This window comes from Paenibacillus liaoningensis (assembly GCF_059609455.1).
In genome coordinates this window covers 231,439-256,606 of record NZ_JCAALU010000005.1, presented here as the reverse complement: position 1 = coordinate 256,606, position 25,168 = coordinate 231,439, and the positions used below count along the sequence as shown (strand labels likewise).

Here is a 25,168-nt window from a genome sequence, read left to right as displayed (position 1 = left end):
TGCGCTAAGTGTGAAACCGCTACTGCTGAAGCACGGGCAGCTCAATAATAAATGTCGTTCCACGGCCCACTTCGCTCGTTACGGAAATCGTTCCTTTGTGCAGCTCGATCAAATGCTTAACGATCGACAAGCCAAGCCCCGTGCCGCCTGAACTGCGCGAACGCGCCTTGTCTACCCGGTAGAAGCGCTCAAAGATGCGCGGCAAATCCTTCTTCGGAATGCCGATTCCCGTGTCGCTGATACGTATGCGGATATGGTCCTCGTTTATGCCTTCCATTTTCACGGTCACCCGCCCGCCCTCTGGCGTATAGTTGATGCCGTTCGAAAGCAAATTCATCACTATTTGCCGCAGCCGGTCTTCATCCGCTTCCATATATAGGCCTGCTTCCAGGTCCATTTTCAGCTCAATCACCTTGCGCGATGCCTCCGCCTCCAGCAGCTTGAGCGTTTTATCCATAAATGCATCCATATTGACCGGTGAAAAATAAAGCGGAACCCGCCGCGACTCGATTTTCGACAGCTCCAGTATATCTCCGATCAACCGGTTCAACCGATCGCTCTCATCAAAAATAATTTGCAGAAACGAACGTGACGTTTCCGCATCATCGACAGCTCCTGCGATCAGCGTCTCTGCGAAGCCTTTAATCGCCGTAATTGGCGTTTTCAGCTCATGCGATACATTCGCTACGAACTCGCTGCGCATCCGCTCCAGGCGGCGAATGGCGGTCACATCCTGCAGCACGAGCAGCATGCCCTCATATTCTTCCCCCTCTTGCTCAATCGGCACCAGATTCAGCTCCAGCAGCCGCTCCTCGGGAAAATAGAACGTAACCTCCTCGCGGATATGCTCGTGCGTCTCCAGCCCCTCCTGAATCATTTGGGCTAGCTCAAATTGCTGCTTGCCTTCGGCGTAATGGCGCCCTACGAGCTCGCGTGCCGAGAAGCCGAGCAATTCCTCTGCATGTCTGTTCATCAGGACGAAACGTCCGGTACGGTCGATCATGACGACGCCGTTGATCATATTGTCCAGCACGCTTTCCAGCTGGCTTTCATTTTGGCGGATTTGCGTCATTTGCACCTGCAGGCTGTCCGCCATGGCGTTAATCGCATTGCCAAGCTCGCCAATCTCATCCTGCTTGGCTACTACCACGCGCGCCTGATAATCCATATTTTTAATCCGCTTCGCGACGCTTGTAATTTGCTCAAGCGGCCGCGTCAGGCTGAGCGCAATGCGGTAGCTGACAAAGGCAGCAGCCAAAAACAGCAGCAGCAGCCCGCCGCCAATAACCGTCCATACGTTGCGGATGCTTTGCTCGACTTCACTTAGGCTCATGGCCAATCGGATAACATTGGAGTTCGGATTGCTGCTATCCGTCAATATCGCCACATAAAGCAGATTCTGATGCAGCGTATCGCTTTTCCTGATCGTTCGGCCAACGCCGTCCTCGCGCGCTTCGGCAACCTCCGAGCGGCTGTTGTGATTGTCCATCGTGGACACTTCATGATCCGAGTCGCCCAGCACGACGCCATCACCGGAAATAAATGTGACTCGGGCGCCGGTGAAGCCTTTAAGACTTTTTGCTTCCTCGGTAAAATAAGGCTCCACCTCGCTCAGCGTGCCCTGCTTCCATTCCATTTTCGCCAAAATGATGTGCATTTCCCGTACCATATTGTCTTCCAACGCACTAATATGATTTTGCTTAAACGTATTTGCCATAATAAGTCCGGCCGCCGTAACGGATAAAGCAATCATTAAAATCATAATAATCGTCAGCCGATTTCGAAAGCTGTTCACGCCAACCACTCCTCGTGTTCATTGCACTCGTTTATTAGATTAATGGTGGAAAAGGTACTTCGCTGCGCGAAAGGTTGGTCTTCCGATCGCCATTGGTGTTGATTTTCCTGAACAATAAATACTTCATCGGAAGAAAATCCACACCAAAAGCGAACACTCCGTTTCTCCAGACCAACCCTTCACTCCGCTCGCACCGTCCACCTGTTTTCTAAAAAAACCTTTTCCATCCTGAACATCTTATCATACAGATATAGAAAAATGGCACCCGCATTTTTCATAAAAAAATCCCTATAGGGCTGCGGCGAGGAGCTTATCTTGACAGATAAGCTCGCCTACTGCAAGCCCTATAGGGATTATGCCCCGCTTTTCAACGTGGGCAATGGCTATTCTAAAGCAAATATATTATTATTGTAAATTCGCTTCTAAACGCCATTTCATACTTTTAATATCCAAATACCTTCCAAGACTGGAGACCAGTTAGCACCGACTCATCGCCAGGAATAAGAACGCGAATTTTATTCGTCTTCACCGGCGTAAAGCTCGTTTCATTGTCTTCATTCGCCTTCAAGCCAAGACCCGATGCTTCCGCTACGTCAAGCCATTGCTCGCCGTCCCAATATTGAACGGAATATTGCTCCGGCAGCTTAATCGTACCTTCACCATCGTACCAATGAACACGAATGCTGCTAATCGTGTAGTCTTGGGCAAACTCGTATTGCGCCCATTGAACAGGCGCTTCAACAGCCTCTGAACCAAGAGCAGGAACACTCGGTGCCTCGGTTGCTGAAGGAGCCTCCGCACTTAGTGCGACAAGCCGAAGCAGATGCAGCCCAACTGCCGCTGCTGGTGTCACCGCACCAGTACCAGTACCAGTATCAGTACCAGGCTGGCTCTCTGTCTGTTCACCGCTGGACTCCGTTCCTGCGTCCACACCTTGCGCTTCATCCTGCGAAGTCGTCAGTGTGCCTTGCTCTGAAATATCCGCAGCCAGCGAGGAACCGCTGAATATGGAACCGATTTCCGTAGCGCTTAACGCACGGCTGTAAATTTTGAAATCATCCAAAGCTCCATCCAAATACGGATCGCCATATTGAGATTTGCCGAGGTAATTCAAATTCGTATTGCCAAGGCTTGATGGCTTTAAGGTCATCGATGTATTAATTGCAACCTGCACCCCATCGACGTACATTCTGCCCGTCGTGCCCGAAAGCGTCACTGCAACATGCTTCCAGACGCCCGTTGGCAATGCTGTTGCATTAAGCTGCTGTTCCGCGCCATTGCCGCTTGACGTAATGGCAAAGCGCAGCCCGCTGCCGCCAGCACGCGGCGTCAAGAACATATTGGCATTCGTTCCTGTGCCAAAATCGAAAATGCGCGACCAGTCGCTAATGGTATCTAATTTGACCCATGTCGAAATCGTAAAATCATTTACAGCGCTGACGATGCCCGTCGGCAAGGACGCATAGCCGCTCGTGCCGTTAAGGTCGAGCGCATTGCCGGAATGCCCCGCTACCCATGCCGTCGTGCCGGATAACGTTGCATTTTTCCCATTGCCTGAGGAATCTGTCGCTGTCGTTCCGCTTGTCTGATTAAACAAGTAGTTCACAATGACCTCTGGCAAAGGAGCCGCAGGGTTAACCGTATGCGTAACCGTTGCATTCGCGGTCAAGCTGCCGTCACTTGCCGTAAGCCTGAATACATAAGTTCCCGCCGTCGACACCGTCGCCGTCGTATTTACAGCTGCTGCGTTTGCGAATACAGCCGTTCCTGGACCGCTAACAAGCGTCCAGACGCTCGTCAAAGTGCCAGAAGGCAAACCATCATCCGTTGCTGTTCCAGCCAGAGCAACTGGCGATGGCAGCGTGAACGTGCCTGCTGTGCCCGCACTTACAATCGGTGCCGTATTCGTTGGCGCTGTTCCTTGCGCAAGCTCAATGTCATACGTTGCAGCCGTACCAATGTTGAGGGTAATTACAGCTGCTCCGCTGCTTGAAACATTTACTCCGCCAGCTACAGCATTGTTAACCAAAATATTATAATAGCCAGCAGCCAAACCTTTGAAAGTTACTTTCGTTGTATGCGCCGTTCCAGAAGTCGAGCTTTTCAAATTGAATTTTACATTGTTTTTGGCCTTCGTAATCGTTGCTGTTGCAATTTTGTCGCGCTCCAGCTCCATGCCAAATTTCTCAGTAATGAGGTTGAGGCGCTGGAATACGCCGTCCTTCGGCACAACCGTATAGCTGGTGCTATTGTCGGTTGCATCGCAGCCATAACAGTAGACGCCGAAAATAGGATCAACAGCTACGTCGGAGCTCAAAATTTTAATGGCGCCGAACAAGCCCAGATCTGCTTCTCCCGCCATGCCGCGCCAGCCGTTCTGCAAAGCGCCGCCGCCTACTCCTAGTGCTGCATAGTTGCCTTTTTCCGCTTGATACGTCCAGGCTACAGCACCAAGATCTGCTGCGTCTGCGCTGATCTGACCGGAATTGATCGCGCCGACGTTTGCGATTTTAGCTGCATAGGACAAGCGCTGCTCAACTTCTGCGTTGGTCGAGTTGTTGCGAACCCAATCGTCCATCGCATAGCCTGCGAGCGATACCGTGTACTGGAAATTCCACCAGTTCTCGCCGGTAATCGTCACCGGATCGGCATAATAATACCAGACCGGCATATGACCGCGTGCTGCCCGCGTTTTCATATTGATTTTGCTTTTCATCGTATTGTTGTTGTTCATTTTGGCAAGCGTGTAAACCGCTTCTTCGCCCGTATTGTCGTAGTTGTACTCTGAGCCGTAAGGATACGTCGTGTTCGCGAAATTATTGTATTTGGTCGCCATTTTAGCGATCAAATTATTCGCTTCCGCCGTGTAGCCCTCGTCCTGAAGCGCCTTAATAATGTCCGGCGTCGTCATTTCGCCCATTAGGCCCGTGTTCCAGTTGTATGCGACACCTGATCCGTACAGGGCGTTGAAAATGTTATAAGCCCGCAGCAGATAGGTGTTTTTCGGGTTATCATACGTAATCAAATTCGGATACAGCTTAGCGATTTTGTACATGCTGAAATACGTGTTGTAAATATGCGGATAAGCGTAGCCGCGGTAGGTTGGCGTGTCATTTGGCTCCGGCATCAGGAAGTCGTGGATCAAATAATCCGTCTGATGCTGCGCCATCAGCCTGCCCCAAATAGCGACCGTCAAATAATCGTCAAGCGCCGTAACCTCGGAGGCAACGGGGGTTTGAACATTTTTCTCCGCTAGGAACTGTGCATGGGTGTAACCCCAATCATCGCCCCAGCCCCAATAGCCGTTGAAAATATTGCGTTTGGAGTTTGTATCCATCATCCAGTCGTCAAACACCTTGTCGCGAATATCGCCCGGAACGTTCCACTGCGTGCTGTTCACCATGAAGGTGGAATGCCGCTGGAGCGCTGCATCAACGGGTTCAATCGCATAAAACTGCAGAACCGTCTTTTCCCCGCTTCCATAGTTGACCGTTATCAGATTCTGTCCCAGCTTGTTCATCGTAATCGAATACAGCTTATGATTCGTGCCCGTTGTGCCGAGTGACGTAATCGTCGTATCGGACGGGTATTGCGCTGTAATCGAATTGATCGTTTTCGTAGTATGCAGATCAAATTTAGCCGTTTGGTTCGTTGGCACGATCATGCCCGGAACGACCGTTACATCGATATGGCCCTCGTTGTAAAGACGGTCCTTCACATCATTTTCGTTGGCTACTTTGAAAAATTTAAAGGCATACGTTTTGCTTGCGCCTGGTGCGAGCGTCAGGCTCGTATTCGGCAAATAGCCGCGATTCGTGCTTTTGATCACATTGGAGTGGATGTAGAAAACGTTAAGGCCTTCAATCCAGCCGCCTTGATCCATCGCCCATTTGCTTCCCGGATGCTCCTCGACTCTCCAGCGGTCCTGGTATTCAAAGCCTGCTCCTGTGCTTGCATCAGGAACCATCAGCAAATAAGGGCCGATGCCGCTTGGCCGTGCTGCTGTAATATAGGAGCTGTTGTTGCCGACAAAGGAGTGGGTAAGCACGCGCGTTTCATAAATTTGCTCGTTGCTGCCGCCCGTCCAAAATTCATTGAACGGCAATGGCAAACCAACGTCGCCAAATTCAATCGTTTGCGTACTCGTATTCGTCAGTTCGATTTTCCATAAAAAATAATCGTTTACGAGCGAATACGTATTAACCAGCTTAAAGTTTTTGACGCCATTTGCATTCGTCGAGTTCTGATAAGTAATCGTTACGTTGTTGCCCGTCTGGCTCTGCGTTCTGCCATCGGTGGAGCTTTGTGTCAGTGCCGTCTGCCAAGCTCCAGTACCGAAGCGGTACTTGAACATGAGCTCGCCCAGCCACTGGTGATCGGCCGTGTTCTGATTCGGCGTTACTGTCGGGTTCATCACATATTGCGTGTTGAAGGTGTCTCCCGTCAGGCGAAGCGAATTGATTTCTCCGTTAGTGCCGGTGGAAATGTTGAAATTGCTGTCGGAAAGCGTGTAAGCGGAAGCGATGTGAGGAATCAATATTACCATTAAAGCGGTTACAAAAACAGATGTTGCCAGCTTAAGCATTTGCCTTGAACGAGGTAGCCATTGCATGGTCATGCGGTTTAGCCTCCCTGAACCTATTTTTATAATGCATCTGTCCTCCCCAGGATGTAAAAAGCCATCATTTTCTTGAAATATAGGAAAGTATATGATTTCGCCATACTTTCTCTATATTTCTCGGACTGAACCGCGCCGCCACAGGACGGCGACAGCCGTTTCACCTTGGGGCAGCGTCTTGCACTTCCGGTATGGTACGCCGGTATGCCGCTGTGCCGCCTTGCCGCTTTGTAATCCCCACACCACCTCCTCTCAGCGCTTTTTTCCATCAAAAAAGACCCTATTACTCAGAGCTGCGACTCCGTTAGCCTGCTGCTGGCAATAGGGAAGATGGGGGAGTAACCATTACTCCCTCATCCGGCAAACCATTTCATGCTGTGAACGCTATAGGATGGATCAACTAGGTCTCTATCAACTATACTTCTATCAACTATACTTCTATCAACTATACTTCCATTTACTTCTATATCGTTTCTCTCACCCAAACGGCCATTTCCCCTGCACCGCGATTTGCCCAAGCAAAATACGGAATAAACTTCAGCTCGGCAGCTTCCTGCTGCCAATCGGCATTATGACGGTACAGCTGTCCTTGCCAGCCGTCCGAAACCTGCCGCTGTCCAAGCCCCGAAATCGTCTGCATGCCTCCTAGCAAAGCAGGCTCAAAAGCGGTACTAAGCTCGCTTCCCGCAGGCAGCGCCAATTGGTAAAGCTGCTCGCCATTGTCCGTTTCCTCCAAGCAATAAACGAAGGGGCCGCGCTGCAAAGCCACTTTGCCGGCATTCTCGCGCACTAGCGGATGGCTTTTCATCCGGTGAATCGGCATCGTAAATACGAGCTCTACCGTATCGCCGCTTTGCCATACACGATCGATTTTCGCGTAGCCATTGTCGATGTCACTGCTGTTAATTTGCTGCGGCTCGCCACCATTAACGACCCATGATGCTGCACCGCACCAATCCGGAACACGCAGCTTGAGCGCAAACGCAATCGGACGCGCGGTGCTGATCGTAAAGCTGACTTCACCGTCCCAAGTATAGGCCGACTTCTGTTCAAGCTGCACTTCCGTATCCGCTACTTCAAGCGTTGCCGCGCCCCCTACATACAAGTGCACATAAATGGCTGATTTCTGTACGGTGTACACATATTGCCCAAGCGAAGCCAGCAATCGCGCGATATTCGGCGGACAGCAGGCGCAGCCGAACCAGCCCTGCCTTTGCCCGCATACATGATGCGTATTTTTATTCCCGGCCAGCTGTGAAGGATTCACCTCCAGCGGATTGACGTAGAAAAAGGTTTTGCCATCCCGCGCCATCCCGCTGACGACCGTATTGTAAAGCGCCCGCTCCATCACATCCGCGTAGCGGCTGTCCGGCTCGATTTGCAGCATGCGGTGGGCGAAGAAAATCAGGCCGATCGAGGCACATGTTTCGGCATAAGCCGTATCGTTCGGCAGATCATAATCGGATGTAAAAGCTTCTCCCTCCGCCATTGAGCCAATGCCGCCTGTAATGTACATGCGCTTTGCTACTATGTTGTCCCATAGCTTTTTGCACGCTTGCAGCAAGGCTTCATCTCCCGTTTCAGCGGCCAAATCGGCCATCGCCGTGCACATATAGACGACACGCACCGCATGGCCAACCGCTTGCTCCTGCTCCTGTACCGGAAGATGAGCCTGGCTGTAGGGCAGGTCATGGGCGATGTCCAGTTGTGGAAAATGAACCTTGCGCCCGCGCTTCTCCCACTCTTGCTCATAGAAGGACGGCTTAGCGCCCCTTTGCTCTATAAAATAACGGCTTAGCGCCAAATAATGGTCTTTTCCCGTCGCATGGTAAAGCTTCACAAGTGCCAGTTCAATTTCCTGATGACCGTCATAGCCGTTCAGCTTGCCGGGTTCCCGTCCAAATACACGATCAATATAATCCGCAAAACGGCAAGCTACCTGCAAAATTGTCTCATTGCCCGTTGCCTTGTTATAGGCGACTGCTGCTTCTATTAAGTGGCCCGCGCAATAAAGCTCATGGCATTCCGCCAAATTCGTCCACCGGTTTTCAGGCTCCTTCACCGTAAAATACGTATTTACATAGCCGTCAGGCTGCTGGGCTTTCGCAATCAACTCCACGACGCTGTCTGCTACTTGCTGCAGCGCGGGATCGGGCTCTGTTTCCAGCAAATAGCTGACGGCTTCCAGCCATTTCGCCACATCGCTGTCTTGAAATACCATGCCGTGGAAAGCACCTTCTGCTTCGCCAGCGGCGATTTTGAAATTTTGAATCGCATGGCTTGGCTCAGCTTCCGGCACCCGGTCGTTCAGCGCCTCCCATTGATAAGGCACAACCACCTCGCGCACAAGCCGAATATAATCGGACCAGAACGGGTCGCTAATTCTCACCTTGTCCAAGGTTAGCGGTTTTGAGCGATCCGATAGCTTGATTCCTTCCTGCAGCTGCTCATTCATTTGGTTATTCATTCTCTTCCTCTCCTCTTCTATCTATGGTCAGCCTTTAACGCCGCCTACTGTAAGTCCTGCTATGAAAAAGCGTTGAAAAAACAAGAACAGCACCAAAATCGGAATAATCGTCATAATCGAGCCTGCAAGCAGCACCTCATAATTGTTGCTCGTAGGCGACAGCAAGCCAGATAAGCCAATCGGCAAGGTGAATTTCTCAGTTGAGCGCAGTACGATGACCGGCCACAAAAAGTTGTTCCAGCTGAACAAGGCTTGCAAAATCGTCATCGCGCCAAAAGCAGGCAGCATCAGCGGAACCATAATCCGGAAGAAAATGCCGAATTCCGTACACCCATCTATGCGGCCCGCATCCATAAAGTCCTTCGGCAGCCCAATCGCAAATTGGCGAAAAAAGAAAATCGGCAGCGGCGCTACGACAAATGGCAATATAACGCCCCAAATCGAGTTGATGATCAGCAGGTCAATCGACAGCTTATACAGCGGAAGAATAATAATTTCCACCGGAATCATCATGACGGCAAGCACGAGCGTAAATACGAGCGCCCTTCCTTTGAAGCGGTACATCGCTAGTCCATAACCAACCATCGAGGAAAGCAGCAGGCACAGGAAGGTAAACAAGAGCGTAATGACAAGGCTGTTGCGATACCAGTCGAAATAATTTTGCGAGCCCCCTTTTCCCGAAAAAATCATTTTGTAGTTGGCCAGCGTCATCACATCAAAGTCCAGCCTCACATTCAGTCCGTAACGAAACAGCTCTGACGCTGGTTTAAACGAAGCTAGCAGCAGTGCAAACAGCGGGAACAGCGCGAGCACTGCAAACGCCCCGAACAACAGAACCAGCAGGAGGGAGAACCCTTTATTCCCCGTTTTTTCAGCCATCTCCCTAATCCTCCTTTTTGAAAAATCCGAGCAAATTCAGCTGGATGACGCTAACGACCAAGGTGATGCCCAGCAGCGTAATCCCAATCGTTGAACCAAAGCCTAGATCAAAGTACTGAAAGCCTTGTTGATAAATGTAGCCGACCATCGTCAGGCCAATATTTTGCGGTGACCCCCGGCTCCCCCACAGCATAAAGCTTTCGGTAAACATGGCATAACCGCCATAAATGGTAATCGTGAAAACATAAATGGTGATCGGCTTTAGGAGCGGAATGGTAATTTTGAAAAACTTGCTCAGCGTGCCCGCACCGTCCATGTCCGCCGATTCATACAGCTCACGCGGAATGCCCTGCAGCGCCGACAGAAAGTACAGCATATTAATGCCTGCCCAACGCCAGGTGGCGAGCACGACTAGCGCGAACATGCTAAGCGAGGGGCTAAGCAGCCATTTTTGACTGGGAAGGCCAAACAGCGAAATGAAGGAATTCATAATGGCCCCATCCAGCTCGCTAAAAATAAGCCTGAAAATAATGCCCGCGACCACAATGGAGGTCAAAGCCGGTATAAACAAGCTGGCTCTGAAAAAGTTTTTCGCCCGCATAATGCTGGAGTTCAGCAGTGCCGCAAGCGTGAGCGGCAGCGGAATGAGCACAAGCAGCGTCCAAAACACATAACGCGAATTGTTCCATAAAGCCTGATAAAAGTCGCTGTTCCACAATTTGCGGTAGTTGGCTAAGCCAATAAATTTCACATCGCCTGGCAGCACCTGCTGAAAGCTCATAATGACCGCATGAATGAGCGGGTATGAGAAAAACAGCAGAAACGAGACGATAAACGGCAAAATAAACAAATAGGGAGCAAGCTTCTGCGAATTCATGCGCCTGGGCGCTGTTTTTTGCTTCTTAAGGGCGAGCCTGCCCGTGTTGGCATTCATGCTGATTTCACCTCCGACTTGCGCATACTTAGGAGCTGCGAGGAAATTAGCGGTACTTTATTTCGTCGCAGTCTCTTATAGTTAACGTTTTCTGTATAGTCGCAGCGCTTGCGCTGGCTGCCTGAGCAAGCCGGGCTTAAGTTGCAGCCTTTCGGCTAGAGCACTGGCAGCCATGCGAGCGCAGGCGTCTTGCTTAAACCTGTGTCCCTCTCGAATTGCTCTTTAGCTCTGTGGTTAATTGATTAATTGATTATTTCCCTGTATCCTTGCGAAGCTTGGCTGCGACTTCTGCAATTACGGTTGCTGGATCTTCATTGAATTGAAAGATTTTAGGAACGATTTCATTACGTACAGCGTCGAACACAACTGGCGACGTCTCGCGAATGTTAACCGGATAAATTTCATCCTTGATTTCAGTCAATGTTTTGAAAATATCTGTGCCGAAGTAGTCGGTAAATTTATTTGGCTCCGCCATTGCTGGATCGCTCCATACTTCGGTACGGATTGGGTCCATGCCAAGCTGCTTCCATACTTGAATGTTGCCGTCTTTGGACAGCTTCGCATAAGCAAGGAATTTTTTGGACAGCTCCAGATTTTTCGTCTGAACAGTAATCGACAAGCCGGTTCCACCCATGCCTGCTGAACGATTGCCGCCTTCTTCCCATGCCGGCATTGGACGAATGATCATTTTCCCTTTCAAATCAGGCATTTCATCCGTGAAACGGTTCATAAACCAAAATGGCATAAATACCGATGCTGCTCCGCCGCCATTCATAAAGGCTTTGTACTCTGGCGTATCATGACCAACACCTGGTGAGACAGCAGCGATTTTTTCATCTACCAGCTTTTTAAAGAAAGTCATCGCTTCGATATTGCGCGGATCATCAACGGTAATTTCACCGTTCGGGCCCACCTGATCGGATTTCAGCTGATTGATGGCCGGCCACCATGACCAGTTGCCCGCGCCTTCAAATGTGATGAACGGCACGCCTGTTTTTTCCACTACCGTTTTCCCGTATTTCTCAACATCGGACCACAGCTTAATATCATCCGGGTTGACGCCTGCCTTATCCATCAGCTCCTTGTTGTAATACATGACCGTTGCGCCAACGTGCATATCTACGCCATAATACTTGCCGTCCTTGCTGTAAATATCGACGCGGGATTTAACGATATTCGGAATTTCTGGATCAACGATATCATTGAGCTCCGCAAGCTGAACCTCTCCCTTCATAAAATTCGGGAATTTGCTTTGCTCGATATCGACCAAATCCGGTGCCCCTTCATTCGATTGCAGAGCAAGCAGCAGACGTGTATGCATGTCATCATAAGGGATCGTTTGAGCGTCCAGCGCGATTTGCTGTTCTGGATTGTTTTTGTTCCACTCATCCGCCATAAACGTGTAGAAGTCTGCATGCTGCTGGACGAACGTCCACAGCGTCAGCTTGACCGGGTCTGCTGCAGGCGCCACCGTCTCTGCGGAAGCTGCTGCTGACGGCTCAGTCGTTCCGCTGTTCGCTGGTGCGGCCCCTCCATTCCCATTTCCGCTGCTGCAAGCCGCCATCAGCATTGTGACTGCTAAAATGCTTGCGGTTATACCCAATCTCCCTTTTTGCATTCCATCATCCCCCGTGAACGTTTTTTATGCTTAATCCTTGCGGATTATAGCTGCACATTAGTAAGCGCTTACAGTTAAAGGTTAAACGTTTAGATTTATATTGAAAAGTAACGGATGGTACCGTTTTTCACCATATACTTCCGTATTGCAGCAGGTAGTGGGCAACCATCCGTTATTGTCATACTCATTTTTAATAATCAGGGTACCTATTCATGTGGCAAGCTCAGCTACTGAATCCCGTTCAATCAGCTTGCAGACAGGCTTCTCGCCCGTTTCGACTTTCTCTCCTTGCAGGATATGCGACAGCGCCTCCATGGCCTTATATCCCATTTCATGAAGCGGAAGATCCATCGTTGTAATACTTGGGCTAACGTATTCGCTAAATTCGCGGTTGTCAAAGCCGATAATCGATAGCTGCTCAGGAATTTGGATGCCCAGCTCCTTCGCGGCCCGCATGACGCCGACAGCCATAACATCATTCATGGCCACAATAGCCGTAGGCGGCTCGGGTGTCTCCAGCAGCTCTTTCGCCAGCCGGTAGCCGGATTCTGCCTCCCAGTCGCCCATTTTAATCCACTGTGGATTGAATGGCAGCTCGAATGCCGTAATCGCTTTATAGAAACCGCCCAATCTCAGCCGCGAGGGCATGGAATCCACCGCCCCGCTGATGATTGCAATTCGGGAGTGGCCCTTACTGGTCAAATAGCTGATGGCTTCAAAAGAAGCTTGCTCGTCGTCGTACTGAATGGACACATCGTTTTGCGTATAGCAATACGTATAGACGATGGGCTTGCCTTCCGTATCGAACAATCCCGTCAAATCACGGGGATGCGCGCCGATATAAATCATGCCGTCCACTTGCTTGCCAAGCAGCTCGGACACGGCATCTTCCGCATATTTGCGGTAAGCGTCCACCTGGTCGAACTGGCGGCCTATCCGCTTATCCAGCCGCAGGTTGGTCAGCAATATATGCATGTCGAGGCGATCTGCGCAGTCGTTGATGCCGTCGATAATCTCCGGCACATTAAACACCGTCACATCCTCTGCAATGACTCCAATCGTATTCGTCCGCTTGCGCTTCAAGCTCTGAGCCGCATTGTTAGGCTTGTAGTTCATCTCCTCAATGACCTGCTCGACCCTTTCGCGCGTCTTTCGGCTGACATTTCGCGTGCCATTTATGACATAAGAGACTGTGGCGGTTGAAACTTGGGCTTTGGCAGCGATGTCTTTAATGCTAATAGTCGACAAACCGTCACTCCTTTATGTTAAACGATTAGATTTTGTTCTAAATTGGTTATAACACATGAATTCATTTTTATGCAAGCGCTTTTTTATTAGGCCATGAATTTTAAAAAAAGCCAAGGTCTCAAAATCACCTTAGGCTTGGAAACTCCTTCTTCCTATGAGCATTACATGAAGTGAGTTATCAACTGTTTTACCAAACCGACAGTCTCGTTCTTGTATCATTTTCGCTAGTCACATACTTATGATAAACCTCCCTAACGTATAATCATTGATTTCTCTAAGTGTTCTCTCCTTTTTTGCATCTTTTGCAAAATAAAATGATGGAGCGTCGCCAGCGGCTGCTGCACCATAATAGACAGAACAACCGGCACAGCAGCCAGCGGGCTGAAATAGCCGAGCGCCAGCACCATGCCTAAGGAAATGTTGCGCATGCCTGTCGCAAACGATACCGTAATTTGCACCTCTTTGCTTACTGCACGCATCGTTCCGATAAAGCCGACAGCGTAGCATAGCGAGACGAGCAGCACAACGAGCGGCAGCAGCTTGAACAGGTCGCCCTTAAGCTGCTCGGTATACGGGGCAATTGCCGCTGCATTCAGCGCGACTACCGCCACAAAGCACAGCTTTGAAAGGGGTGCTGCGACAGGCTTAACCTGCTCCAGCAGCCGCCCGCGGCTCAATTGATGGAGCAGCACGCCAAGCAGCGTTGGCAGCACAATGATGAGCAGCAGGTCCAGCATCAGCGGCGCACTCTCTACCTCTACTGCCGTTTGGAAAAATAAATGGAGCCCTGCCGGCACGACAAATGGGCATAATGCCGAATCGATAACGACCATTGCGAGCATGAGCGGTACGCTGCCGCCTGACATGCCGACCCATAGAACCGTAGACACGCCAAGCGGAATAATAGTAAACAGCACGAGCCCCACCACATAAGGCGATGATGCACCGAACAGCAGCGTCCCAAGGCCATAGGCGATAATCGGACAGAGCACATGGGCGAGCAGAAACGTCCAGGCAAGCACGCCCGGCTTCTTCATGACCGCACCAAGCTCCTTCACCCCGCAGCCAAGCGCCATCGTCAATGTCACATAAGCGAACAAATAAGGCACGGCCGCCACCATGCTGCTAAGCCTATCGGCAAATATAAATCCAACAATTAGCGATACGGGAATAATAACGAACATCCATTGCTCAAAATAACGGTTAAAAGCTAGTCCAAACGCTTTCGTAAGCCATCCCTCTTTTGCTAGGTTCTAGAAGTCTATATAAGCCATATTTTCAATAAAAATAAAATCAAGATGCAGGCGCAGCCTAGCTGCCCTTGCGTTCAGCCTTTATAATAGCATAGAACAGCAAACGTCTTTTGCTTTCATATCTATTTTATCGCACAAAGGAGTCAGCATCTCATGGACAGTCATTTTTTTGCTTATATGTACCGCCTGAACTATATTGAGCGCTGGAGCCTCATGCGCAATACGACAAAGGAAAACGTCGCCGAGCACTCCTTCCGCGTTGCCCTGCTCGTGCATATGCTATGCGAAATCGGCAATTCGTTTTTTGCCAAACAATTTAATGCCGATCGCGCGGTGACGCTCGCTTTGTTTCACGATGCGACGGAGGTGTTCACTGGCGATATCCCTACCCCCGTCAAGCATCATAATCCTAAAATGCTCGCCAGCTTTCGCGAGCTTGAAGCCCTCGCCGCTGAGCGGCTGCTCGCGATGGTTCCTGAGCCTATGCAGAAAACCTACGGCCCGCTGCTCGGCAAGCACCACGGCAGCCTTTCTCCCGAGGAGCAAACGCTTCAAGCGATGGTGAAAGCCGCTGATTTGCTCGACGCTTACTTGAAATGCCTCTATGAATTATCAGCAGGCAATCGCGAATTTCTCGTGGCTCGGGGACAAACCGAACAAGCGCTGGCTGCGCTAAGCATGCCCGAGGTCGAATGGTTTCTCGCGCATATGGCGCCAAGCCTCGGCATGACGCTTGATGAGCTGTCTGACTGACGCTAAGCTAGCTCTTATCTAAGCTTAGCGATATTAAACTAACCCAAGCCAAGTCGGGTCCGCAGCTGCTGGATATTGTTGCCCTAGCGTATTCATCTAGGCTGCTCCATACACGAAATGGAAGAAAGGACGGAATAAACCCCGTCCTTTCTTCCATTTTTTTCGCTAAGCAGCCCTAAGCTCAGTCGCGCATTTTCGCTACATAAGTGCTGACTGCTTCATAGAAAGCCTTCCATTCTTCATTCGATTGTTCTGCTGAACTAGTCTCAGGAAGCATCTTCAGCTGATCATCCGAAGGCTGTATAGGGTTAATCGCCCCAAGCTCCTCAGCCCTTGATACTTCGTTTCGTGCATCGTTAGGCACGTCTCCTGCTGCATTTGAAGCTGTGCTCCATGCTTCACTAGAAGCCACTCCCAGCGTTTGGGCCTGCAACTGACCTACTTCGGCCTCGGCTGTTCCTTCGCCGCTGCGCTTGCGGCGCTCGGCCATTACTTTCGTTAGCTGGTCTCTCAGCTTCTCTTCCGCCATCTGGCACTCATCCTTTCAGCCAGTTTTTCCGCAGCTCAAACAGTTCCTTCAGCTCATCTGTAGACAGCTCGGTTATCCACTGCTCAGACTGGCCGACCACTTGGTCATTCAGCGACTGCTTGCGTTCAATCATTTCATCGATTTTCTCCTCAAGCGTGCCTAGCGTAATAAATTTATGAACCTGCACCTCGCGCGTCTGCCCAATCCGGAAGGCGCGGTCAGTTGCTTGATTTTCCACCGCCGGATTCCACCAGCGGTCAAAGTGAAATACATGATTGGCCGCTGTAAGATTGAGTCCCGTACCGCCAGCCTTAAGCGAAAGGACGAAAGCGCTGCAAGGCTGCTCGGGATTTTGAAAGCCTTGAATCATCTCATCTCGCTTTATTTTGGGCACTCCGCCATGCAAATAAGGAACGCTCGTGCCCAGCCGCTCTTCCAGCAGCTTCTTGAGCTGATGGCCCATCTCAACGAACTGGGTAAAAATCAGGCAGCGCTCCCCTTCGGCAGCGACCTCCTCCACCATATCCATCAGGCGGGCGACCTTGTTCGAACGATCTTCCTCCCACTGCTTCGCTCCGCCGTTATCCCCTTCCATCAGGCCGGGATGATTGCAAAGCTGCTTAAGCCGGGTCAAGGAAGCCAGAATAAGACCGCGCCGCTGCATCGCTCCTAGCGTATCAAGCTTCTCCAGCAGATCTGAAACAATATTTTCATACATCGCGCCTTGCTCTGCCGTGAGCGAAATATATGTCTTGCCTTCGAACTTCTCCGGCAACGACAGCTGGATAGCCGGGTCCTTCTTAATGCGGCGAAGCATGAACGGCTTCACCCAGCGCTGCAAGCCTGCGATCATCTTCTCATCCCGCGTCCGTTCGATTGGAGCGACAACTTCCTTGCGGAACTCATTAACCCCGCCCAAATAACCTGGATTAATAAAATCATAGATGGACCACAGTTCGGTCAACCGATTTTCCATCGGTGTGCCCGTCAGCGCTACCCGGTGCCTTGCAGGCAGCTTGCGAATGGCTGCCGACTGCTTCGTGTAAATGTTTTTTATATTTTGCGCCTCATCCAGACATAATGCATCCCAAGATACGGCGCCTAAATCCTCTTCATCCAATTGGGCCAGCGAATACGAGGTAATGACCAGATCCATGTCACGTACAGCCTCCTCGAACGCTTCGCCCTTCTCCCGCTTCGGGCCATAGTGAAGATGAACCTTAAGCTGCGGAGCAAATTTCTCCAGCTCCTTCTCCCAGTTGCCGATTACCGAAGTTGGGCATACAAGCAGCGAAGGCGCGTGAGCTAATGCCAAGGAAGCTCCGAGCTTAAGCTGCTGCTCGCGCTGCTCCTTCACATAAACGAGATAAGCCATGAACTGAATCGTCTTTCCGAGACCCATATCGTCTGCAAGGCAGCCGCCAAAGCCGAATCTCCGCAAAAACAACAGCCAAGAAACCCCTTGCAGCTGGTAAGGACGAAGCTCGCCAAGGAAACCTTCCGGCTTGTCGATAAGCGGAATTTCCGACGTATGCTGAAGCTGTTCCAGCCATCTGGACAGATGTTCATTGAGCTCTACTTCGGCCCGCAGGTCATGGACCTGCTCCTCCTCTTCCTCCAGTACAGCTCCGCCCATCAAGTGCATTTCCATGACATCGCGGAAGGACAGACCGCTTTTCTTGCCCATTTTCGAAACCCAGCTGCGGATTTGCGCCACATCCTGCGGATCTAAATGCACCCATTCGCCGCCAATTTTCATCAAGCGCCGGTTTTCCTCTGCGAGGCGCATAAACTCGGCTTCCGACAGATCGACATTGCCGAGCGCCATTTTCCAATCGAATTGCACGATTTGGTCGAGTCCGAACATCGGCTGCGCATCCGAGCCAACCGATGATTTGACCTTCGCCTTTAGCCGCAGCTTGCGTGATCTAACGGCTTCCCACCAGCTTGGCAGCAGCACGGGACAGCCCGCGTCAAGCAGCGTCAAGCTTGCCGATTCCATGAAGCTCCATGCTTCATTGTCTGACAGCCGCAGCTTGATTTGTCCGGCTGCTGCCGGATCCTGCCAACCCGGCAATGCGCTAACCCACTTCGCTTCCTCTTTCGCAAGCTTTGCGGGCAGCAGGGGCAGCCACTCTTCGGGCAGACTCGCCTCAGCCTCAGCAGGCCCTAAACCTTCCGTCCCCGCCTTCCACGAAAGCGGAGATTCAGGCTCGCTGTCCGCAGTCAGCTCCCATGCTCCGGCAGCGCCGCGTACTAGCGGCAGCCAAGCACCGCCGCTGCGGCTTTGCAAAGCCGGCCGCAGCGTCCATTCCGGCTGCTCGCCCGGCTCCACGAGCTGCAAAGCCACCTTAAACGGCAGCGAATCTTTACGCAGCCCAAGCGCAATCAGCCAATCTTCCTCCTCGGCCGCTTTGCGCAAAACGACGATTTCGCCGCCAGCAGCTGTGCCGACCTTCTGCCACGCTTCCGCAGCCAAGCTATCCGGTTGCTGCAAAACCTCTTCTATCGCCAAGCTTAGCCAGCGCTGCACATCAACATCTCCCGCATGCCCGGCTTCCTGAATAAGCCGTTCCCACAGCGTATTTGCCTCGCCGCCTGTCTTCGTTTCCGGCACATTCAGCTTCCACGCCCGCTGCTCCTCCGACCAGCCGCTCCAATCCGGCATAAACCAGCCTTGCAGCAGTGCCTCCCGAATCAGGGAAGCCAGCTCTCTCAGCCGCTGGGCTCGCTCCGTCCACTCTACCTGCAGCAGCCGTGCATGCTTGGGCTGCGACAAATAATCGACCGCCAGCAGCGGCGACAGCAGCAAAGCCTTGCGATCGCCATGCTGGGCATCCTCCACCTCCGTGCCGTACCAGGATGCTTTGTGCCAAGCGAATAGCACGGAACGCAGACGTATCGCCGACTCCTGCTGGTCGCTAGCAAACAGAGCTATCCGGTATTCGCCGCTCTCCGCTTTCATCCAGCAGGCGTCCATCGTTAAAATTCCAGTGCCAATAGATGCTCTCATGTCACAATTTTTCCTTTCCACAGCTCCTCTTGGAACGCGCGCAGCCGCTGGTATTTACGGCTGACGCCCGTAATATAAACCTGCCATCTGTCCATTTCCTTCTCGGCTTTATATATACGCTCCAGCTTTTTGAGCTGCTTCACCGCCATTCGATAGCCTTGGCGATTGCGCGAGCTGATCCAATTGTCGATGGCCTGATGATAGAGCGGCATCATGACGCGCGGGTTCACCTTTGACACCTCGCGCACATCCTGAATCGGCAAATCATCGGGCTGGGCGCCAATCAGCATTTGCAGCTCAGCCCATTCCTCGTATTTTTTCTGCGCAAACCAATGCTCCGTAAGCTCCGAATAAGAATGCGGCAGCAGCGACGTCATGTAGGACGTCCATTTCAAATTATCCGGTTGATCCGTATCCGCGCGGCGGCATAAAGTTAGAAACGGTCCCACTGTCCTTCCGCTCCGAATCGCATAAATTTGCTTGTAAAGATAGGTCATCCACGCCTCAAACGGCTCCCAGTCGCCTGCTTCCAGCCGCTGAGCTGCGCATGTATATACCATTTTTTGCGAGCCTCTAAAATCCGTTTTCCCGAAATGGGCCAAAGCTTCCTCATCCTGCCCATCGAAAAAATACATCATCGCAATCGCCGTATGAATAAATGTGTCGTTTACTTGCTCATCAGCGTTCTCCGTCTGCTCACCTGCCGATGCGAGCATCGAAGCCAGCTCACGCTGCTGCCAGTCCCGGTTTTCCGACATCTTCCCGCACAGCGCCAAATAAATATAAGGCCAGTCGAACAGCTGCTGCTCCTTGCGCAGAGCTCGGTTATAGGCATATCCAACAACCGCATCAGCCCATTCACGCTCATCCTCCAGCATTTCGGCAGGAGACAGCTCCAGTACGAGCGTATAATAATGCTCCAGCCATGGCTCAGCCATACGGACGAACGACATTTCGTGATAATAGCGGCTGAATGAATCTACCGCTTTAATCGCCAGCTCCGCCTGATCCAGCACGAATAAAATGACATTCATCCAGTGCAGGCGCTGCTTTTTTTTATCCCAGTCTTTGGACGTGCCTTTGAGTGCAGACAGCACGGGCTGCAAGGAGTGCAGCGAGTGGCGGCATACGCGCCATGAATCGCCATACTCCTGCTCCATCCACTCCTGCCAATCTGCAGGAGACGCATCCATGCCCGGGGTAGAGGCTGCTCTCCCCCGCTGCTCCACAACGACAGCCGCCCGCGGCGCAGGCTCCGGCTGAAGCCCGGTCAGGCGCCGATACGCAGACTCCGGAGTGCCATGAAGCGCCTGATTTTGATCGCAAAAAGCAAAAAATACGGCGGACATATGCTTGCAGAACCCGCCATACGGACACGTACATCTGCTATATGCAAAATCCATCACATCAATGCTTACCGCATACAGCTCCGACCCTGCAACGACGCCTGTCAGCAAATGCTGATCATGCACCTCCACTTTTCGAACATAGCCTTTACGAAAATATTCCCAGCCGCGCTCGACAATAACCTGCTGCATATGCTCCCTGATATTGCCTTCTAACAGCTTCAATAGCTGACCGTCATTTCTAGTCAAAGCTTTGTTCACCCGCTTCCTTCCGCTCAAGTAACATTCTTTCCATTATAACACATGAGAAGACGACTTTCCGAGAAGTCTGCTGCGCTGACAAGAAGAGACAACCAACCTTTATGGTAAGATGCAAACCATCATCAGCTTGATAAGAACTTTAATCGAATTGGAAAAGGCGGCTATTTCACTTGAGGATGCCAAAATCAGGCTTATGACATCATAAAAAAACAAGGAAATCCCCAGCAGTCAACGCCGAAGAATTGCCTTGTTTTTATTTATAATGAGAGAAAAACTACCTCCTTTTTTTGAAGGACTGAGGTTCCGCTATTCTGGCTTATAAGAAGATTTGAGGTCGTGCGCGGACAGGAAATCCGTTATTTCCTTGATTTTCCCTTCAAAATAATGTTTGGCAGCGCATTAGCGTCTACTGAGTCCGCATCCTCAACCAAAACCTGTGATTCGGCTGGAATAGCGGCCGCTGTGTCCACCAAAAGTCCATGCACGAAGCTGCCTTTCGGTGCGCAGGTTCCTGCTCATTTCTGTACTCATCACTGCCAGAAAGAGCCTAGAAAAAAAGCCTCTAGCCGAGCTGCTTAATTAGCAGTCGTGCCAGAGGCGAATAGATCATACTCGCTATCATTCATTAAGCCTGAAATACCGTCTTAACCGTCTGCTCTACCTGCTGCAAGTTCGCCTTCAGCTCCGCTTCGCCGATTTGGCCAATGCTGCCGAAGAACAGATGTCCAACGGACTTTATGCCGACAAAATCAAAAATGCCCGTATCGGAAGTCATTTTCATGCCGGCAGTCATGCCGTTTTGATCGTAAATTTCACTTGGCGTGCCGTGCGTATTAATAATAAAGCCTTTTTTGCCGGTAAGCAGCTTGTCAATGCCGGTTTCTCCATACGCATAAGCGTAACCGTAAGCAAATACGCGATCAACATAGCCTTTCATAATGGCTGGAAGACCCGTCCACCAAATCGGAGAAATAAAGGTAATCGCATCTGCTTCAGTCACATACTTCTGCTCTGTCAAAATATCTTCAGGCGTCTGGCCAGCACGCATGGCTGCTGTGTCTTCCAGGGTAAGCACCGGCTGAAATTTCAGCGCATACAAGTCACGCACCGTTACTTCATGACCTTCAGCTTTCAAGCTTTGTACCGCTGTGTCCAAAATGGCACGGTTGTAGCTATCTTCGTTCGGATGGGCAAATACGATAAGATGTTTCATAGAAAAATGCCTCCTAAATAATCGTTGGATTTTTTAAAACCGGCTGTGTACTTGCTCCAGCAGCTGCTCTAGCTGCAAGCTCTGCTCCTCACTTAAGCCGCCGTAAATCACGTCATTGACCTGCTGGGAAATAGCTAGAAAAATCGGTTCCAGCCCTAGGCCCCTCTCGGTTAAAACGATCAGTGAGACTCGGCTGTCCCTCTCGTCCTTTGCCCGCTCTACATACCCAAGCTGCTCCAGCTTGTTGATGAGCACGGTCGTCGTCGGCTGTGTGCGATGGATTTTCTCCGATAATGCCTTGACAGACAGCGGCTGCTTCTCCCGATATAAAAACATGAGAATATCGCCGTGCGAAGGTACTATTCCCGTAATTTGCTTCGCTTCCAGCTCGCTTACAATCAGCTTATTGGCTTTGTCTCGAATTTTAGCAACTAATGACAATGCGTTGTGTTTTATCATATTGCGATTATACATAGATGTCTATGTATTTTCAAGCACTTATTATTTCAATGCTAGTATTTCCCTCGCTATGCTCAAAATAATCACAAGAACGGCTTAGCCATAAAAAAAGCAGCTCCTGGCTTTCATGAGAAAAGCAGGAGCTGCTGTAGGGCAAAACGATTAAATTTTATGAGGAATCGTTATAAAAAAGGTCAGACGGTCAGGTCCATCGGCATAAATGTCAATTGTTCCTTTATACTTGTCTACAATAGATTTCACGATGGACAAGCCCAGCCCTTGGTGATCCTGATCACCCTTCGTGGAATAGCCCGCTTGGAAAAGCGGCATGGCCGCCACCTTCTCAGCATCCTCGCATGTATTCGTAATCGTAAATTCTAGAAAGCCGTTTCGCTGCAAGCCTTGCAGCTCAACCACTCGCATGCTCTCCGGATATCTCATCGTCTCATCGAAGGCATTGTCAATGAGATTGCCGAGAATACGGTTCAAATCAAGCGTTTTGACGCCCATTTCCAGCTTGTCGAAGCTTGTAAAAGTACACTCAAACATAATTCGGTAGCTTTCCGCCTGCGAAGTTTTTGAGCGAATGAGCGCGGCAATCGCCGGATTGCCAATATTAATAATATCGTTCATTTGCCGAATTTCGCCCGTCAGCTCCTTCGTATACGCAATGAGCTCCTCATGCTTGTTCAATTCTGCAAGCGAATGGATCGTCTGCACATGGTTGAGAAAATCATGGCGCTGCGCCCGAATCGATTGAAACATCTGATTGATTTCATCGACGTACGTTTGCTGAGTGACCTGCACGGCATTATCACGCGAACGGCGGTAATAGTTCATCACGACACCTGCCGTCACTAGGCTAAGCGCCGTTACAAGGACAATAATGATGGCAATATTCAGCAGCTGCGTAGACATTTGGTCACGAATAACCTGATAATCGGACACCAGCGTCAGCACATAGCTGTCCATTGGCACGCCGTTCTCATCCACAATATTCAGTCCTTTGTCCTCGGTAAAGACGGGAATGAACATTTTGAAAACATGCTTGCCGCCCACTACCTCATCGACGGTTACATTTTGCTTCGTGTTGAAGGCCTTCGACACATTAGCTACGTCGCTGTCCGCAACATAATTATAGCTCCCGTACAAGATCGGCTGCTGCAAAATATGCTCCTGCACATCGCCATTCGGGTGAACCGTCTCAAAAGGGCCTTTCGCAAACGTCTCCGGATTAAGCACTGTAACTTCCAGAAGCGCTTTATTGCTTGCAATCGTCTTCTTAATCAACGAATCTACACCTGTCAGCTCCTCGTATTCCGCCAGCTTCGTGTAGCTGACATAAGGATCGGTTATGTAATTCGTCGTCCCGTCAAAATAATAGCCCCATTTATAAATGCTGCCTGGATCGGTAGAAGCCACCTCGAATGGACCGCTCCAAAAGTTGGGCAGCGATTTGCCAAGCCAGTCGATTTCCACATTTCGCTGATCAAACAGCTGGTTAAACACGATAAACCAAGGGTCCCAAGATTTTGTGCTTTTGCCTAGCTGCGTTTTATCGGACGATTTATATAATAAAATATCGTCCTTCACGCGTTTAAGCAGCGTAATATGGTTGACGCCAAGCTTCGCGCTCAGCTCCACCAATTGCTCATTCGTTACTTTATCGACGTCGGGATCAAGGGCATATTGGGCAGCAATCGATACGACCCGAAGCTCGTCGCCGATTAAATCCTGATAACGCTCCGCCCCTAGCCGCGATTGCTCCACTGAAAACTCAATCTGCCTGGCCACGGCGGCAACTTCCCGATTTAACGCATCTTCCAATGATTCTTTCGTTAAAAAATAATAAGCTGTGTTATTCAATAAAATAATGACCACAATAACTGAAATCGCCATAAACCATATATTTCGCTGCATGTATTGCTCCTCTATCGTGTACGCTATTAATTAGATTATGTACGATTTTTAGGCAAACGACAATAAACGTTTTTTAAACGCCGCATTGCAATCTTTGCCATTACTTGCTCCATCTTCTGAACCACAAGCGAAGAGCCCATTTTCGCTCGCCGCGTTTTTTATATTTGGGCAGCGTTCGATAAATGCGCAAGCCTTCCTCAATTGCGTTTTTCGCATCCTGCTCCTTGCCCATCGTCTTGTATATGCCCGCAAGGCGCTCGTAAGCCTCGCAGGAGGACGATTGAATGCTTTGAAACGCTTCAATATAGGAAATAGCCTGAGATGCATCTTTGCCTGCATACAACGCAGCCAAACGCAAATACGGCGCGCCGTATTTCACCCGCTCGTTTAAAGTTAGCGCCCGTTTAATGGCCGCTTCGCCGCGCTCCGTCTGTCCCGTTTGCAGCAGGCAAAGGCCAAGGTCATCCCAATATTCGGCGGAATCCTCCAGCGTATGCTCCATAGGAGAAAGCCAGGCTAACGCTTCGTTATATTTTTTCTTCTCGATTAAAATTCTCGCGATTTCCTGTTTGGAGGACACATCATTGGGAGCCATATCGACATGGCGTCTCAGCTTTCTGAGCTGGCTCGATCTTCGCAAAGGACGCACAAAGCTAGGCGTCAAGCCGACAAATCGGCGATCCAGCGCATACAAAATAAGCAGCAGCACGATAATCGCAATAAACGGATTTCCCGTGAGCCAAGTCAAGAAGAAAAATAAAAAGATTTTACTCATTCGTTCCTCCCATGCCTGAATAACACCGCGAGCATATACAGCAGGGGCTCCGGCGTCGATTGGTTAAATTTTCATCTATCATACCAT

16 protein-coding genes and 1 pseudogene are annotated in these 25,168 nt (G+C 50.5%); 1 reads left to right on the top strand and 16 read right to left on the bottom strand.

Annotated features, from left to right (window positions below; genetic code table 11):
* Positions 1–19: 19 nt before the first annotated feature.
* From pnpS to AC6B99_RS08905, 9 genes and pseudogenes are all read right to left on the bottom strand, one after another.
* Entirely contained in the window at positions 20–1,795 is a 1,776-nt protein-coding gene (pnpS, locus tag AC6B99_RS08945; RefSeq protein ID WP_155972778.1) for a two-component system histidine kinase PnpS, read from the bottom strand.
* Positions 1,796–2,756: 961 nt separating this feature from the next.
* Positions 2,757–6,341: pseudogene (locus AC6B99_RS08940) on the bottom strand (DUF5695 domain-containing protein); the annotation flags it as partial.
* A 183-nt stretch (positions 6,342–6,524) separates the two neighbouring features.
* Complete coding sequence (locus AC6B99_RS08935) at positions 6,525–6,656, bottom strand: hypothetical protein (protein WP_268795402.1); 132 nt, start codon at positions 6,654–6,656, stop codon at positions 6,525–6,527.
* Positions 6,657–6,876: 220 nt separating this feature from the next.
* Positions 6,877–8,880: a glycoside hydrolase family 127 protein gene (locus tag AC6B99_RS08930; RefSeq protein WP_496663215.1), complete on the bottom strand. Its 2,004-nt coding sequence runs from the start codon at positions 8,878–8,880 to the stop codon at positions 6,877–6,879.
* A gap of 27 nt (positions 8,881–8,907) precedes the next feature.
* Positions 8,908–9,759, bottom strand: a complete 852-nt coding sequence (locus AC6B99_RS08925) for a carbohydrate ABC transporter permease (protein WP_056030239.1) — start codon at positions 9,757–9,759, stop codon at positions 8,908–8,910.
* Between the two features lie 4 nt (positions 9,760–9,763).
* Positions 9,764–10,693, bottom strand: coding sequence for a carbohydrate ABC transporter permease (locus AC6B99_RS08920; protein ID WP_496663214.1), 930 nt, complete (start codon positions 10,691–10,693; stop codon positions 9,764–9,766).
* A gap of 250 nt (positions 10,694–10,943) precedes the next feature.
* Positions 10,944–12,311 carry an ABC transporter substrate-binding protein gene (locus tag AC6B99_RS08915; RefSeq protein WP_056030245.1) on the bottom strand — a complete coding sequence of 456 codons (1,368 nt, stop codon included), beginning with the start codon at positions 12,309–12,311 and terminating at the stop codon, positions 10,944–10,946.
* A gap of 210 nt (positions 12,312–12,521) precedes the next feature.
* On the bottom strand, positions 12,522–13,559 hold the full coding sequence (locus tag AC6B99_RS08910; RefSeq protein ID WP_056030248.1) for a LacI family DNA-binding transcriptional regulator: 1,038 nt from the start codon (positions 13,557–13,559) through the stop codon (positions 12,522–12,524).
* A gap of 251 nt (positions 13,560–13,810) precedes the next feature.
* Complete coding sequence (locus tag AC6B99_RS08905; protein ID WP_494878422.1) at positions 13,811–14,743, bottom strand: bile acid:sodium symporter family protein; 933 nt, start codon at positions 14,741–14,743, stop codon at positions 13,811–13,813.
* 222 nt (positions 14,744–14,965) lie between these two features.
* Here AC6B99_RS08905 and yfbR point away from each other — a divergent pair, with 222 nt between their 5' ends.
* Entirely contained in the window at positions 14,966–15,565 is a 600-nt protein-coding gene (gene yfbR, locus AC6B99_RS08900) for a 5'-deoxynucleotidase (protein ID WP_056030255.1), read from the top strand.
* 181 nt (positions 15,566–15,746) lie between these two features.
* On the opposite strand, the gene AC6B99_RS08895 is transcribed toward yfbR, so the two are convergent.
* The 7 genes from AC6B99_RS08895 to AC6B99_RS08865 all read right to left on the bottom strand — a co-directional run bounded on the left by AC6B99_RS08895 (position 15,747) and on the right by AC6B99_RS08865 (position 25,081).
* On the bottom strand, positions 15,747–16,094 hold the full coding sequence (locus AC6B99_RS08895) for a hypothetical protein (protein WP_056030258.1): 348 nt from the start codon (positions 16,092–16,094) through the stop codon (positions 15,747–15,749).
* A gap of 7 nt (positions 16,095–16,101) precedes the next feature.
* Positions 16,102–19,107, bottom strand: coding sequence for a DEAD/DEAH box helicase (locus AC6B99_RS08890; RefSeq protein WP_056030261.1), 3,006 nt, complete (start codon positions 19,105–19,107; stop codon positions 16,102–16,104).
* Complete coding sequence (locus AC6B99_RS08885; RefSeq protein WP_056030264.1) at positions 19,104–20,714, bottom strand: SWIM zinc finger family protein; 1,611 nt, start codon at positions 20,712–20,714, stop codon at positions 19,104–19,106. Before AC6B99_RS08885 ends, AC6B99_RS08890 begins: the two co-directional genes overlap by 4 nt.
* A gap of 625 nt (positions 20,715–21,339) precedes the next feature.
* The gene (locus AC6B99_RS08880) at positions 21,340–21,927 is read right to left on the bottom strand and encodes an NAD(P)H-dependent oxidoreductase (RefSeq protein WP_496663213.1); all 588 of its coding nucleotides are present in this window, start codon (positions 21,925–21,927) and stop codon (positions 21,340–21,342) included.
* A gap of 33 nt (positions 21,928–21,960) precedes the next feature.
* Positions 21,961–22,386: a MarR family winged helix-turn-helix transcriptional regulator gene (locus AC6B99_RS08875; RefSeq protein WP_056032827.1), complete on the bottom strand. Its 426-nt coding sequence runs from the start codon at positions 22,384–22,386 to the stop codon at positions 21,961–21,963.
* A 162-nt stretch (positions 22,387–22,548) separates the two neighbouring features.
* Positions 22,549–24,306: a sensor histidine kinase gene (locus tag AC6B99_RS08870; RefSeq protein ID WP_056030269.1), complete on the bottom strand. Its 1,758-nt coding sequence runs from the start codon at positions 24,304–24,306 to the stop codon at positions 22,549–22,551.
* A 100-nt stretch (positions 24,307–24,406) separates the two neighbouring features.
* Positions 24,407–25,081: a tetratricopeptide repeat protein gene (locus AC6B99_RS08865; protein WP_056030272.1), complete on the bottom strand. Its 675-nt coding sequence runs from the start codon at positions 25,079–25,081 to the stop codon at positions 24,407–24,409.
* Between the last annotated feature and the right edge of the window lie 87 nt (positions 25,082–25,168).

Coding starts and splice junctions, on each gene's coding strand:
- AC6B99_RS08930 (WP_496663215.1), bottom strand. CDS start 8,880: ATGAATAACCAAATGAATGAGCAGCTGCAGGAAGGAATCAAGCTATCG.
- AC6B99_RS08925 (WP_056030239.1), bottom strand. CDS start 9,759: ATGGCTGAAAAAACGGGGAATAAAGGGTTCTCCCTCCTGCTGGTTCTG.
- AC6B99_RS08920 (WP_496663214.1), bottom strand. CDS start 10,693: ATGAATGCCAACACGGGCAGGCTCGCCCTTAAGAAGCAAAAAACAGCG.
- AC6B99_RS08915 (WP_056030245.1), bottom strand. CDS start 12,311: ATGCAAAAAGGGAGATTGGGTATAACCGCAAGCATTTTAGCAGTCACA.
- AC6B99_RS08905 (WP_494878422.1), bottom strand. CDS start 14,743: ATGTTCGTTATTATTCCCGTATCGCTAATTGTTGGATTTATATTTGCC.
- yfbR (WP_056030255.1), top strand. CDS start 14,966: ATGGACAGTCATTTTTTTGCTTATATGTACCGCCTGAACTATATTGAG.
- AC6B99_RS08895 (WP_056030258.1), bottom strand. CDS start 16,094: ATGGCGGAAGAGAAGCTGAGAGACCAGCTAACGAAAGTAATGGCCGAG.
- AC6B99_RS08890 (WP_056030261.1), bottom strand. CDS start 19,107: ATGAGAGCATCTATTGGCACTGGAATTTTAACGATGGACGCCTGCTGG.
- AC6B99_RS08880 (WP_496663213.1), bottom strand. CDS start 21,927: ATGAAACATCTTATCGTATTTGCCCATCCGAACGAAGATAGCTACAAC.
- AC6B99_RS08875 (WP_056032827.1), bottom strand. CDS start 22,386: ATGATAAAACACAACGCATTGTCATTAGTTGCTAAAATTCGAGACAAA.
- AC6B99_RS08870 (WP_056030269.1), bottom strand. CDS start 24,306: ATGCAGCGAAATATATGGTTTATGGCGATTTCAGTTATTGTGGTCATT.
- AC6B99_RS08865 (WP_056030272.1), bottom strand. CDS start 25,081: ATGAGTAAAATCTTTTTATTTTTCTTCTTGACTTGGCTCACGGGAAAT.